General features: G+C 48.6%; 9 protein-coding genes. 4 read left to right on the forward strand and 5 right to left on the reverse strand.

Annotation, left to right across the window (positions count from 1 at the left end; translation table 11 throughout):
* Nucleotides 1-159: 159 nt before the first annotated feature.
* Together rho and trxA are read right to left on the reverse strand one after the other, a co-directional pair.
* Entirely contained in the window at nucleotides 160-1,425 is a 1,266-nt protein-coding gene (rho, locus tag AB8599_RS15390) for a transcription termination factor Rho (protein WP_407331737.1), read from the reverse strand.
* Between the two features lie 187 nt (nucleotides 1,426-1,612).
* Nucleotides 1,613-1,939 (reverse strand): thioredoxin TrxA, encoded by a 327-nt coding sequence (trxA, locus tag AB8599_RS15395; RefSeq protein ID WP_002535469.1) that lies wholly within the window; start codon nucleotides 1,937-1,939, stop codon nucleotides 1,613-1,615.
* Nucleotides 1,940-2,052: 113 nt separating this feature from the next.
* Here trxA and rhlB point away from each other — a divergent pair, with 113 nt between their 5' ends.
* A complete protein-coding gene (gene rhlB / locus AB8599_RS15400; RefSeq protein WP_407333242.1) occupies nucleotides 2,053-3,354 on the forward strand; it encodes an ATP-dependent RNA helicase RhlB in 1,302 nt (433 codons plus the stop codon).
* Nucleotides 3,355-3,375: 21 nt separating this feature from the next.
* Complete coding sequence (gppA, locus tag AB8599_RS15405; RefSeq protein WP_407331738.1) at nucleotides 3,376-4,857, forward strand: guanosine-5'-triphosphate,3'-diphosphate diphosphatase; 1,482 nt, start codon at nucleotides 3,376-3,378, stop codon at nucleotides 4,855-4,857.
* Between the two features lie 65 nt (nucleotides 4,858-4,922).
* Here the strand turns inward: gppA and traF are convergent, their stop codons facing one another.
* Complete coding sequence (gene traF / locus AB8599_RS15410; RefSeq protein WP_407331739.1) at nucleotides 4,923-6,077, reverse strand: conjugal transfer protein TraF; 1,155 nt, start codon at nucleotides 6,075-6,077, stop codon at nucleotides 4,923-4,925.
* A 319-nt stretch (nucleotides 6,078-6,396) separates the two neighbouring features.
* Between traF and AB8599_RS15415 the strand changes: the two genes are divergently transcribed.
* Nucleotides 6,397-9,603 (forward strand): hypothetical protein, encoded by a 3,207-nt coding sequence (locus AB8599_RS15415; protein WP_407331740.1) that lies wholly within the window; start codon nucleotides 6,397-6,399, stop codon nucleotides 9,601-9,603.
* Between the two features lie 65 nt (nucleotides 9,604-9,668).
* Here AB8599_RS15415 and AB8599_RS15420 read toward each other — a convergent pair whose 3' ends face one another.
* Complete coding sequence (locus AB8599_RS15420) at nucleotides 9,669-10,529, reverse strand: hypothetical protein (RefSeq protein ID WP_407331741.1); 861 nt, start codon at nucleotides 10,527-10,529, stop codon at nucleotides 9,669-9,671.
* Nucleotides 10,530-10,668: 139 nt separating this feature from the next.
* Nucleotides 10,669-12,711, reverse strand: a complete 2,043-nt coding sequence (gene prlC, locus AB8599_RS15425) for an oligopeptidase A (RefSeq protein ID WP_407331742.1) — start codon at nucleotides 12,709-12,711, stop codon at nucleotides 10,669-10,671.
* Nucleotides 12,712-12,848: 137 nt separating this feature from the next.
* Between prlC and AB8599_RS15430 the strand changes: the two genes are divergently transcribed.
* Entirely contained in the window at nucleotides 12,849-13,688 is an 840-nt protein-coding gene (locus AB8599_RS15430; RefSeq protein WP_407331743.1) for a 23S rRNA (adenine(2030)-N(6))-methyltransferase RlmJ, read from the forward strand.
* The last annotated feature ends 49 nt before the right edge of the window (nucleotides 13,689-13,737 follow it).

The raw sequence follows: 13,737 nt of genomic DNA on the forward strand, positions 1-13,737 counted from the left end.
CCTGCGCCAGTACATCCCAATCCACTGGCTAAATAATATGCCAGCTCAATTCTGAGGCTCATTCTCATATTTAGCAACTGATAAGCGCTTGGCCGTGTCTTTTTACAGGCAAAAAAAAGCACCGCCAGGCGGTGCTTTTCTCTTTCAGCGTAATGCGCGTTACGATTTCTGACGACGCATTGCTTCAAAGAATTCTTCGTTAGTCTTGGTCATAGAAAGCTTATCGAGCAGGAATTCCATCGCATCGCTTTCACCCATTGGGTGAACAATCTTACGCAGAATCCACATTTTCTGCAGCTCGTCAGGCTTGGTCAGAAGCTCTTCACGACGCGTACCTGAACGCGTAAAGTCGATAGCAGGGAAGACACGCTTCTCTGCAATCTTACGAGATAGGTGCAGTTCCATGTTACCTGTACCCTTAAATTCTTCGTAGATAACTTCATCCATCTTAGAACCGGTATCCACCAGCGCTGTCGCAATGATGGTCAGGCTGCCGCCCTCTTCAACATTACGTGCCGCACCGAAGAAACGCTTCGGACGGTGCAATGCGTTGGCATCCACACCACCAGTCAATACTTTGCCTGAGCTTGGTACCACGGTGTTGTATGCACGAGCCAGACGCGTAATGGAATCCAGCAGGATAACCACGTCTTTTTTGTGCTCAACAAGGCGTTTAGCCTTCTCGATAACCATTTCAGCAACCTGAACGTGGCGACTCGCAGGCTCATCAAAGGTAGAAGCTATTACTTCGCCTTTTACCAAGCGCTGCATTTCGGTCACTTCTTCCGGACGTTCGTCAATCAGAAGTACCATTAGCTCACACTCAGGGTGGTTGTGGGCAATGCTCTGTGCAATGTTCTGCAGCAAAATGGTTTTACCCGCTTTTGGCGGAGCAACAATCAAACCACGTTGACCTTTACCGATTGGCGATGCCAGATCCAGCACACGCGCTGTAATGTCTTCGGTAGAGCCGTTACCACGCTCCATCACCATACGCTCGTTGGCGTGCAGTGGCGTCAGGTTTTCAAACAGGATCTTGTTGCGGGCATTATCAGGTCGGTCATGGTTAACTTCGTTCACTTTCAACAGTGCGAAGTAACGCTCGCCATCTTTAGGCGGACGGATTTTGCCAGAGATGGTATCACCCGTTCGCAGGTTAAAACGGCGAATTTGGCTTGGTGAAACATAGATATCATCTGGGCCAGCAAGATAAGAGCAGTCTGCACTGCGCAGGAAGCCGAAGCCGTCCTGAAGGATCTCCAGCACGCCATTTCCAAAAATATCTTCGCCGCTTTTCGCGTGTTGCTTCAAGATCGCGAAGATGATGTCTTGTTTACGAAGGCGGGCGAGGTTTTCAAGGCCCATGCTTTCGCCTAGGGCGACTAGCTCAGAAACGGCCTGATTCTTCAGTTCGGTAAGATTCATAGTGGTAGGTGTCTTGTCAGTCAAATTTGAGGTCTGAATTAGTTTGGGTTTGGGAATCACAGGGTGTGATCGAGAGATGAACAGATGTACACTTTACGTGCAATAAGTTAGCACCTGATCGGGGAACTGTCTAGCTGATAGAAACAAATAAGCCGTGTCCAGAGCGGTTCACGGCTTATTTGTCACATTATAGGTTTGCGTCTAGGAACTCTTTCAGCTGAGTTTTAGACAGCGCGCCAACCTTAGTTGCCGCCACGCCGCCGTCTTTAAACAGCAGCAATGTTGGAATACCGCGAATACCAAACTTAGGTGGTGTACCCGCGTTCTGGTCGATATTCAGTTTACCAATAGTGACTTTCCCTTCGTACTCTTCAGCGATCTCGTCAAGAATCGGCGCGATCATTTTACAAGGACCACACCACTCCGCCCAGAAATCGACCAGTACAGGGCCAGCAGCATTGATAACATCTGCGTCGAAGCTGTCGTCTGTTAGCTGTAAAATCTTGTCGCTCATCTTTCACTCCAATGATTACTTTTTGTCACTGGTGATATACCAACCAGTAAATCATCACACTATTTGAATGTATTCACTATCGTATTGCAAGCCTAAGCTGATATTCTATGCGGATGAAAATGACGCATCTCACAGAGCAAAAATTTGCCGACTTCGGACTTCATCCCGATGTCATCAAAGGTTTGGAAGAAAAAGGGTTTCATAATTGTACCCCTATCCAAGCTTTGGCATTGCCGGTCCTGCTCACCGGCCGAGACATTGCAGGACAGGCCCAAACGGGCACAGGTAAGACACTGGCATTCCTGACTGCGACTTTCCATCACTTGCTAACAACGGAGGCGCCTGCCGACCGCAAGAAAAACTGCCCGCGAGCCATTATTATGGCACCGACGCGCGAACTTGCGATCCAGATCTATAATGATGCTGCCCCGTTGCTGGCCTCAACCTCACTCACCGCAGGCCTAGCTTACGGTGGTGAAGCCTACGACAAACAGAAAGAAGTACTGGAAAACGGCGTTGATATTCTTATCGGCACCTGTGGCCGTATTATCGACTTCTACAAACAGCGCGTGATCGACCTGAACGCCATTCAAGCTGTCGTGCTTGATGAAGCTGATCGCATGTTCGATCTTGGCTTTATCAAAGACATCCGCTTCTTGTTCCGTCGCATGCCACCGCCTGCTGAACGTCAAAACATGCTGTTCTCTGCCACCCTTTCTTACCGTGTGCAGGAGTTGGCCTTTGAACACATGACCGACCCAGAACATGTGGTGGTTGAACCGGACCAAAAAACCGGACATCGCATTCAAGAAGAACTGTTCCACCCATCAAACGATGACAAGATGCGCTTGCTGCAAACGCTGATTGAAGAAGATTGGCCAGAACGCGCCATTGTGTTTGCAAACACCAAGCACCGTTGTGAGCAGATTTGGGGCCACTTGGCTGCTGATGGTCTGCGTGCAGGCTTGCTAACCGGTGATGTTCCGCAGAAAAAACGCATGAAGATCTTGGAAGACTTCACCAAAGGAGATGTCGATATTCTGGTTGCAACCGACGTTGCTGCCCGTGGTCTGCATATTCCTCAGGTAACGCATGTGTTTAACTACGATCTGCCTGATGACAGCGAAGATTACGTACACCGCATCGGTCGTACTGGTCGTGCTGGTGCCAGCGGCCACTCTATCAGCTTCGCTTGTGAAGAGTACGCAGTTAACTTGCCAGGTATCGAAACTTACATCGAGCACGCCATTCCAGTGTCCGATTACAATCAAGATGCCCTGCTGACCGATCTGCCACCGCCAATTCGCTTGCAGCGTCCGCGTCAGGTTAACAGCCGTCGCAACACGTCTAACAGCAAGCCTGGTTCACAACCACGCGGCCGCGGTCGTCGTCGTCCGACACCAAATAAAGCGTAAATCACTCAGGGGTAACACAGCATGGATATCGCGCGTTCGCCCCTGTACGCTGCCATTGACCTAGGTTCAAACAGCTTCCATATGCTGGTTGTTCGCGAAGTTCAAGGCAGCGTGCAAACGCTGGCAAAAATCAAACGCAAAGTTCGCCTCGCCGCAGGCTTGGACAAACACCTAAACCTCAGTGACGATGCCATGCAGCGTGGCTGGGACTGCCTTTCCCTTTTTGCAGAACGCCTGCAAGATATCGACACCTCCAACATACGTATTGTTGCCACTGCCGCTTTGCGCAGTGCAAAAAATGCCGATGTGTTCATCACCAAAGCCAATCAAATTCTCGGTCACCCCATCACAGTGATCACGGGCGAAGAGGAAGCCTGCACCATTTATCAAGGTGTCGCGCATACTTCTGGTGGCAAAGGTAAACGACTGGTGGTTGATATCGGCGGTGCGAGCACGGAGCTTATCATTGGCGAAGGCTTTGATGCTGCCGCATTGACCAGCCTCGACATGGGTTGCGTGACTTGGCTTGAACAGTACTTCAAAGATCGTGCATTAACCGACTCCAGCTTTACTCGCGCCATTGACGGCGCAAAACAGGTGCTGGCCCCAATTGTTGAGCGCTATCGCTCACTCGGCTGGGATGTCTGCGTTGGTGCGAGCGGAACGGTTCAAGCGCTACAAGAAATCATGATTGCGCAAGGCATGGATGAGGTGATCACCCTTGCCAAACTACACCGGTTGCGAAAACAAGCCATCGGCTTTGGTCAGGTTGAAGAGCTAGACATTGATGGTTTGACGTTAGAGCGCGCCTTGGTCTTCCCAAGCGGCCTGTCGATTCTGATTGCGGTCTTTGAGCAGTTTGACATTGATTCGATGACACTAGCAGGTGGTGCGCTGCGCGAGGGCTTAGTGTATGGCATGATGGATACGATGCAGCAGCAAGATATTCGCTTGCGTACCATTCAAAGCATACAGTCTCGCTATCAGCTAGATCGCGCACAAGCCGACAACGTCGCCAACATGTCACTGAATCTACTCAGCCAATGTGGTGATGAATGGATAGCAGAGCCTGTTGCTGAAGAGATGCTGAGATCTGTTGCCGAACTCTATGAGATTGGCATGAGTATCGGTTTCAAAAAAGATGGCGAACATGCTGCCTATTTGATTAAAAACCTCGACCTACCCGGTTTTACTCAAGCACAAAAACAACTGCTAGCAGGATTACTGCGCCAATACCGTGAACAACTGCAACCTGTCGGTTCACAAAGCGCCGTGTCTGCAACCAGTGCTAACCGCATTCTGCGCGTGCTGCGATTGGCCGTTATTCTCTGCCACCGTCGCGACAGCAATGCCCTACCGCCGGTGACGTTGAATGCCAACAGTGACGAGCTAACACTGACCCTTCCCGTGAATTGGCTTGCCAACAACCCTTTGATGGCCGCCGAACTGGCACTAGAAGCACAGCGCCAAAGCGACCAACATTGGCCTCTGACCATTTCGTAAGATTATGTTCAGGCACAAAAAAGCACGGCCATTAGCCGTGCTTTTTATTATTATCGCGCAATAAATTAAAGCGTTAGCACCATCTGTGCAGACACACCATAATTATTGTCCTCGCCGTAAAATGCACCTAAGTCAAAACCAAATGCGCCGAACGGTTTGAAACCAAGACCCGCAGTCACAGTATCTTGTGCATAATCTGTCATGCTCATGCTATAACCCGCGCGAACCTGCGCCCAATCCCACGCATTCAATTCAGCGCCAAAACGCGCGAACTGTGTTTCGTGCTCCACTTCTTTGAAGTAGCGGGTTTTCGAAATATCGTAATCCGCAGCAACGGTTAAAAAACGGCTGTTAAATGCAATACCTGCGGTGTATTTAGGCTCCACCAAGAAGGTAGCCTGAGAGCCATAACTGGCATTTGTTTCAAGCTCTTGTGCAAACATGTTCTTGGCTGCAAAGCCTACCGTCAGATAATCCGTAGGCATATAGCTAAGACCCATATCTGCGTTGAATACCGTTTTCTCTTGGTACTCAGAGCCCAGATCAAAATCATCATCTTCGAAGCCAGCCACTGTGTTCTTGTAGTTTACAGCCACGATGTGCTGAGCTTTCGGCGTCACACCCACCGACAGACGCTGGCCAGCAAACGGAAGCTCAAATGCACGTGCCAGTGCAACACCCACGTCGACGGTGCCCCCGATCATGCCTTGCACGGTTGACTGCATGTTCTCTGTGTCTGGCGTACCCACCAAGTCGCTGTCTGCCACATCAGTCATTGCTATCGTTGCAACGTTAGCATTTGCAAACATGTTCACACTTAAGTGGCGATTAGGAATGGCGACAGCTAAACCGATATTAGTGTCCACATTAAGACTGCCATTGTCCAAAGCACGCAGAGCGTCGCGCCATTCTTGTTGAAGAGCAGCGTCTTGCGAGTTGTATTCCAACTCCTCATCAATCTGTTGGAAGTGATCAATCTTGCTGTAAAGATCATCGCTATCATGCGCCCCCAGATTTAGGCTCAGCAGCAAGCCAAAATCATCCGAACCGGTGTAGTGAACTGCTTGTGCCGGGTTGTGAAAAGGTGCCATTAGATAATTGGACGATGCGACCCCCGTACCACCCATTGCTGTTGAGCGTGCATCAGCAGCACCGAATGCCATTGCTTGAGAAGAAACCGCAGCCAAGGTAACGGCCAAAGAGATACTTGTCTTTTTCATTTTTCTTATTTTAAAACCTTTCCGTTATGCAACATATTATTCCAAATTGACCACCGATCATGGATATATGAGATTTCATACAAAACACTTATATCCAAACCTAAAGCCCGAGCATATTCCCATCAAAAATGTCAGAGCGATATCATTAATTCGTTAAAATATAATAAAAAAATGAACCGACATCACCAATTCAAGCAAAATCAAATAGATGGTCATTCATGTTGTATCTACAAAAATATGCATTTACACAACAACAACAGACAAGCATAATTCGCTGACTTTTCACTCTAAACAACATTTTGTAAATATGGAATCGACTATGTTTCGAACGAAGCATGCAGCATTGGCTGTAGCAATTTCTTCTGTGCTGACACTATCAGCATGTGGTGGCAGTGATGACAGCGGGACCCCTGGCGGTGGCAACGTGGGTGGTGGCGGTGATGGCGGCATTCCTCAAGTCGGCGGAGTGATTATTACCGCGATGGACGGTTACCTCCATAAGGCTTTGCTGTGTGCTGATGACAACAATAACGGCACGTGTGAAGCGAACGAAGTCATCCGGGATACAAACAGCAACGTTCTGCTGACCGATGAAAACGGCCACATTGATGCCGAGATCAGCCAAACAGATGAAAAGCGTCTTGAAACTTCAGCACGCCTGATCACGACCATTCAGTCGCTGGATGCAGACTCTGAGATCCTCACAGAAGACAAAGACCTACCTGGCCAAGCAATGAAAGCTGTCACCCTGCGTGCACCAGCAGGCTCTGAAATCGCAAGCCCAATTACAGACTTGGTTGTGTCTAAGATGCAATCAACTGAGACCACTGAAGGCCTTTCAAAAGAGGACGCAGAGAAAGCAGTGGTTGCTTCTCTGGGTGGCCTAAGCGATAACGGTGAGATCTCTAAAGACATTCTTTATAGTGACTACATTATTGCAAAAGAAACTGGTGATGACGCGAGTAAAGAGCTGGCTGCGAAGATTCACAAAACCGCGCAAATCCTAACTGAAACTAAAGCAAACGCATCTTCAGACGCAGCCTTTGATGCGCAGTTGGATCAGGTTGTTGATGCAACTGTTGATGAAACCGCGACGATGGCGCCAGAAGATCTGGCAGACAAAACCTACAAGCCGTACGTGCCTATTGTTGAAGAGCCAACTGAGCCACCAGTGATCGTGACCAACTTCGCGGTTAAGTTCGACGCTGACAACGTTGCCACCCTTGCAAGCCAAGTCCAAGCGCTAGAAGGTGTTTATGGTGACGTCGACAAGTGGGGTCAAGATACAGTAATCGATGTAGTGATTGCCAATCTGATTATCGATAAAGACAATCAACCGAACACTGTCTCTATCGCGAACGATACTTACCTTCGAAAAGCAAATCTTGCGGTCATTCTATCGAACGACACGCTGACTATTTCTCGTGTGAATCCTGAAGCACATGTTGCAAAAGGTATCTACAAGATTCAACTGGCTACCAACGACCTGAACAGCAATGGCGACGTAGTTTCAGACCAAGTGATCGCAACGACCACGCTAGATCTGACTGTGGATAGCTACAACTACGCGCCGACACTGAACCAAGACATTGCCGATGCAGTAGCGAAAGAAGTTAAAGCAGTAGAGCTTGAGCAACATGCCGCTGTAAATGCATCGTTTGACGTTGCTGAACTGTTTTCTGACAAGAACGGGGACGTACTAAAGTTCAGCGCTAAATCTACTATTCCTGGTATTGAGGCTTCGGTTAACGGGACAACCGTTTTCCTTTCTGGTGCACCAGCCATTGCGTCGGCAGATGGCAAACTTGTCGTATCGGCGAGCGACGGTGTGAACAAGCCAATTGAGTACTCATTCTCTTTCTCACCAGTAACACCTGTAATCGCCAATGCTCTGCGCGACCTGCTGGTTGGGGAAAACAAAACTTGGTACCGTTGGAATGGTGAAAGTGAGGAAATCACAACACCTGAAGGCAATGCCACTTGGCGTAACTACGCAAACTGCATGGCAATAAAGTTTGTCGAAGGTGAAAACAAGAACTCAGGTATCACTCTGCTTGCTGAAGGTGAACAATGCCCTTCAGAGTCAAGCACCTTCAAGCAAGATGGCACTTGGGAAGCCAATGCAGAAGGCCACCTAATTTGGGCAATCCCAGGTGAAGGTGACGCTACTCTAACTGGCTTTGTGAAGCCTCACGCAAATGATGAACGTCAACCACGTATCACCGTATTTGAACGCGAAAAGCTCGTTGAAGTAACACAGGGAACCAACGGTAAGGCGGTGCTAAACGCTACCACCTTTGACAGCGGTTTTACCTTGTTTACAGACCAATTGTCTGCAAACAACTACTGGAACGACAGTGATGGTTCAGTTTGGCTAGGCAAGGACGTTTCTATTTCTGCCACTTCTCGCCACGGTCAATTCACCACAAGCGAAACACAAGACCACATTGATGTTGATCTATTTTTCGACAACATGAGTTGTGAAGAGCTAGGTTTCAAAGCCGACCCAAACAACACACAATTCAATGGCTATGTTCCTGCAAACCTGCGTGCAGACTACTTCCGCTTAATGGGTGAAGGTACGAACGGCCAATGGTTTGACTATGGTGTGAAAGAAGGTATGAAACAACCGTATGCTTTCCAAAACACCGATAGTGACGGTACAAATTATTGCGCAGTGAATCTAGATGTAAGTAACGACTATGAGCATTCAACTAGCTTCCAAGCAGGTCAAGCACTTACCATTTATGTCTCAGATAAAGCCAACACAGGTGATGAAGAGTTCATTATAAACACCTTTATCGACCGTGATTTCAGCATTGAACCAAAGTACGACCTGATCATCGATGCGCAAGGTATCTACTTCGTTGACGGCATGACCGTGGGTTACGTATCAGAGTTCAATGGAGAAATCATCGAAGAGTTTTCTGACTACACTTCTGCAGGCTGGACTGACTGGGCTACCTTTGAAGGCGAGCAGAAAATCACAGCTTACCAAGCAACGAACGGCAATCATGCTTACCAGTTCTGGAATAAGGGTGATGGCAGTAACAGCGATGAGTCTTTCACGATCTGGGCTGACACTGCCGGAACCATGAGCATGAAAGATGCAGGCAGCGATGAAGTATGGACACAGAAGTACTTCACCAACGAAGCTGAAGCTAAAAAAGCGGTTGAAACTGTTGCTGCGCAATCAATCAATTTTGTGGGCTCTACGTGGCGCGAAACCTTTGTAACCGGTGGAGAGTCTTCGGAATATTCTGATTACACTTATACAGTTGATGGCTATACCATCACCTCATCACCAGCGGCAGAGTATGATGGCTTCTACACTTGGGAGGAATCTCCGCTACAAGATCTGCCTTGTCTTTACACAGGCAATCATACATGTAGCTACGATGAGCTGAACAAGAGCTACCCATGGGAAGGTACTTGGGTGAAGTGGGAGTGGGATCCAATTACCGACGCAAGCAAAATGTGGCGTCATAAAGACAACCACGAGTCGGAGTGGGTTCGTCTGAAGTAATTTCACACGCTGAATACAAAAAAGGCGACCAATCGGTCGCCTTTCTTCTTTCTAAACACTTTGCTTTAGAAGCTCCAAAGCAACTGTACACCGGCACTGTAGTGAATAGTGTCACCTTCTGGCACCACGGCACTGTAGCGCTTATCATTTATTGTGATCACCACATTGTCGCTTTCCAAACGGGTTTCGTAAGTTGCGGTGACAAATCCGCCAATGCTCACGCCAGGATAAACGCGATACGCTGCGCCTGCCTCAAGTAGGCCACGGTAGCCAGTTTCGTAGAAGGTTTGATCTTCTAACCCTGGAGCCGTATTTGTGGTATAGCTCCATACCGGGACGCCCAGCAGTGCACGAAAGTTATATTGCCAAGGACTCGCGTTGTGCAGCGTCCCTGTGTTGTAAGCCACGCCCATATCTAAAAAGATATCTGTCGATGTTTCTTCCCATGTATTGGCGAAGAACTCATGCTGACCTTCAGGGATCTCACGATAACTTTCTTTGCCATAACGCTTGTGAGTTTGATAACTAAATGCAGGACCTGCCACAACACGCCATTCGGGGGTCATTTTGTAGTGAAGCAATGCGTTAGTTGATGCACGCAGGTACTGGTATTTATTGGTCTGCATCAAACCATTGGCGTCATACCAATCTTCCTGCGCATCCCCAGGAGAAAAGGTCGCTAATGCTTCTAGAGAGAAATCAAACATCTCGTTCACATAGTAGAGGCCGCCAGTGTTAATAACGGGGCTCATCACACTCACGGAAGAACTAATGCCGGGATGTTGCTCATCGTATGTAACGTGCTCAAAACCTGCACGGAAATAGGAATAACCCCCTTTCGCTTCTTTCTCGCTAGCCATTGCTGAGGAAGAAAATACACCGGTTACCACAAGCGCCACTGCTGACGCCAATACCGTCTTTTTCATTGTTGTAATATCCAACTATCTTATTATTTATAATGGGTAATTTTCAAAAGTGCGGCATTATACAAACTTGAGCGAATATTGATTTAGCAGGCATAAAAAAAGCACGCTAATTGCGTGCTTTTTCATATCATTTGGTTAGTTAAACGCCAATTCCACTGTGGCGTAAAAACGCATCGGGTGATGGCTCGCGTCCACGGAAGCGTTTGAACAATTCCATCGGCTCTTCACTGCCGCCACGCTCAAGAATATTTTCCAAGAACGATGCGCCAGTTTCGGTATTGAAAATACCTTCTTCTTCGAAGCGACTGAACGCATCTGACGACAACACTTCTGCCCACAGGTAGCTGTAATAGCCCGCGCTGTAACCGCCCGCGAAGATGTGGCTGAATGAATGCGGGAAGCGATTCCACTCAGGTGATGGCACCACAGACACACGGCTTTTCACTTCTGCCAGTGTTTCCAGCACTTTCGCCCCTTCTTCTGGGTCGTAACGCGTGAACAAAGTGAAGTCAAACAGCGCGAATTCAAGTTGGCGCAGGATAAACATGGCCGATTGGAAATTCTTCGCTGCCAGCATTTTATCTAGCATCTCTTTTGGCAGCGGCTCACCGGTTTCATAGTGACCAGAAATAAACGCCAACGCGTCTTCCTGCCAGCACCAGTTCTCTAAAAACTGACTTGGCAACTCTACTGCATCCCAAGGTACGCCGCTAATTCCGGACACAGACGGCACGTCCACTTGGGTCAGCATATGATGAATGCCATGACCGAACTCGTGGAACAAGGTGACGACTTCATCGTGCGTGAATAACGCTGGCTTACCGCCAATCGGTTTGTTGAAGTTACAGGTGAGGTAAGCAACCGGCGTTTGTAACTCACCGGATTGGGTAATGCGACGACCACGGCAATCATCCATCCATGCGCCGCCGCGCTTGTGTTCACGGGCGTATAAATCAAGGTAGAAACTGCCGCGCAGTTCGCCTTTGCCATCGAAGATATCGTAAAATGATACTGACTCGTGCCACACATCCACGCCTTCACGACGCTTAACATCCATACCAAAGACGCGTTTTAGCACTTCAAACAGCCCTGCCACCACTTTGCTTTCTGGAAAATAAGGACGAAGTTCTTCATCTGAAATGCTGTATTGATGTTGCTTTAGCTTTTCCGAGTAGTAGGCGACATCCCATGGCTCTAGTGTGTCCACACCATAGGTGTCTTGGGCAAATTGCTTGAGTGCATCGAAATCTTGCTGACCTTGAGGACGCGCTTTTTCCACCAGCTCATTTAGGAAAGTCAGCACCTGATCCGTTGATGCCGCCATCTTGGTGGCCAGTGACAACTCACTGTAGCTTGCGAAACCCAACAGGCGAGCAATTTCATTTTTTAGTAATAGCGTTTCACTGATCAGATCCGTGTTGTCCCATTTACCTGCATTCGGGCCACGATCAGAGGCGCGCGTGGTGTAGGCTTGGTACATTTCTGCGCGCAGTTCACGGTTGTCGCAATAGGTCATGACGGGCAGATACGAAGGAATATCCAATGTCAGCAGGTAGCCGTCCAACTCTTTTGCTTCGGCCTGTGCTTGTGCCGCCGCAAGTGCAGATTCAGGCATACCCGCCAGGTCACTCACATCAGTGATGTGTTTGCTCCACCCCATGGTGGCATCGAGTACATTATTGGAAAACGTTGAAGAGAGTTCAGAAAGACGCTTACTGATCTCACCGAAACGATGCTGCTCTTTCTGTGGCAAGGCAATGCCCGATAACTCGAAATCACGCAACGCATCTGTCACGGTTTTTTGCTGTGCCACTGACAAGGAATCAAAATCATCGCGCGCTTTAATCGCTTTATAAGCGTCGTATAACGGCTTGTGCTGGCCTACCCAAGTTGAGTAATCCGACAGGATAGGCAGACACGCTTCATACGCCTCGCGTAATTCAGGACTGTTCACGACACCATTCATATGGCCTACCGGTGACCAAATGCGGCTCAGCCTGTCATCACTTTCTGCCAGCGGCTCACAGATGTTTCCCCAGCTTGGATCAGTATTGTTTTCCAGCACGGCTTCAATGGCGGCACGACAATCCGCAATAGCCTGCTCTACAGCAGGTTGAATATGCTCTGGCTTGATGTCAGAAAACGGCGGCAAATCGGTAAACGATAGCAACGGGTTGGACATGATCAGTTCCTTTATCTCTCTTCTCTAATGCACTAGTTATGAAGGCAAATGAACGGGTTTTCAATGCTGATGCTGCATCCAATCTCGCAATAAGCGATAATGCTCTCTACTTTTGTCCGTTTTCACTCAGGTCTATCATGCTCAGTTATCGTCATAGCTTCCACGCAGGCAATCATGCCGATGTGGTTAAACACATTGTTCAGAGCCTTATCATTGAGTCGCTGAAGCAAAAAGATAAAGCCTTTGTGTATCACGATACGCATAGCGGTGCAGGTCGTTACGATCTCGCCGATGAACATGCAGAAAAGACCGGCGAATACAAAGAAGGGATTGGCCAAATTTGGCAATGCGACGATGTCCCGGAAGCGTTAGCGCCATATTTGGATGTCATTCGCAGCTTGAATGATGGCGAGTCACTTCGCTACTACCCAGGTTCACCAAAAGTGGGCAGAACATTGCTGCGTGACCAAGACCGCGCGATGTTTACTGAGCTTCATCCGACAGATTTTCCGCTGCTACTTCAAGAGTTTCGTGGCGATCGCCAGGTGAAAATGTTCAAAGAGGATGGCTACGCACGTTTGAAAGCCAGCCTTCCACCGAAAGAGCGTCGTGGCGTCGTGTTGATTGACCCACCTTACGAGCTAAAACACGAATACCAAGACGTGGTTGATGCGATTGAAGCTAGCGTTGCACGCTGGGCAACAGGTACCTACGCAATTTGGTATCCGGTGGTGTATCGTAAAAATGTCGACCTCATTACCCAAGGTTTAGAAAAACTCGGTATTCGCAAGATCCTGCAAATCGAATTGGGTGTCGCACCGGATTCAGAAGAGCGCGGTATGACGGCGTCAGGCATGATTGTGATCAACCCGCCTTGGACGCTTGAAGCGCAGATGAAAGAAATTCTACCGTGGCTGCAAAGCAAAATTGCGCCCGCGACAGGTCATCAGTTTGTAGACTGGATTGTACCTGAGTAAAAATCAGCCCCCATCGGGTCTGTTGCTATTGGGAAATATTGGATTACCG

This window comes from Enterovibrio litoreus (assembly GCF_045679545.1).
Lineage (GTDB): Bacteria > Pseudomonadota > Gammaproteobacteria > Enterobacterales > Vibrionaceae > Enterovibrio.

Bases quoted from the DNA above. Each gene is read 5' to 3' on its own strand.
- rho (WP_407331737.1), bottom strand. From the start codon at position 1,425: ATGAATCTTACCGAACTGAAGAATCAGGCCGTTTCTGAGCTAGTCGCC.
- trxA (WP_002535469.1), bottom strand. From the start codon at position 1,939: ATGAGCGACAAGATTTTACAGCTAACAGACGACAGCTTCGACGCAGAT.
- rhlB (WP_407333242.1), top strand. From the start codon at position 2,053: ATGAAAATGACGCATCTCACAGAGCAAAAATTTGCCGACTTCGGACTT.
- gppA (WP_407331738.1), top strand. From the start codon at position 3,376: ATGGATATCGCGCGTTCGCCCCTGTACGCTGCCATTGACCTAGGTTCA.
- traF (WP_407331739.1), bottom strand. From the start codon at position 6,077: ATGAAAAAGACAAGTATCTCTTTGGCCGTTACCTTGGCTGCGGTTTCT.
- AB8599_RS15415 (WP_407331740.1), top strand. From the start codon at position 6,397: ATGTTTCGAACGAAGCATGCAGCATTGGCTGTAGCAATTTCTTCTGTG.
- AB8599_RS15420 (WP_407331741.1), bottom strand. From the start codon at position 10,529: ATGAAAAAGACGGTATTGGCGTCAGCAGTGGCGCTTGTGGTAACCGGT.
- prlC (WP_407331742.1), bottom strand. From the start codon at position 12,711: ATGTCCAACCCGTTGCTATCGTTTACCGATTTGCCGCCGTTTTCTGAC.
- AB8599_RS15430 (WP_407331743.1), top strand. From the start codon at position 12,849: ATGCTCAGTTATCGTCATAGCTTCCACGCAGGCAATCATGCCGATGTG.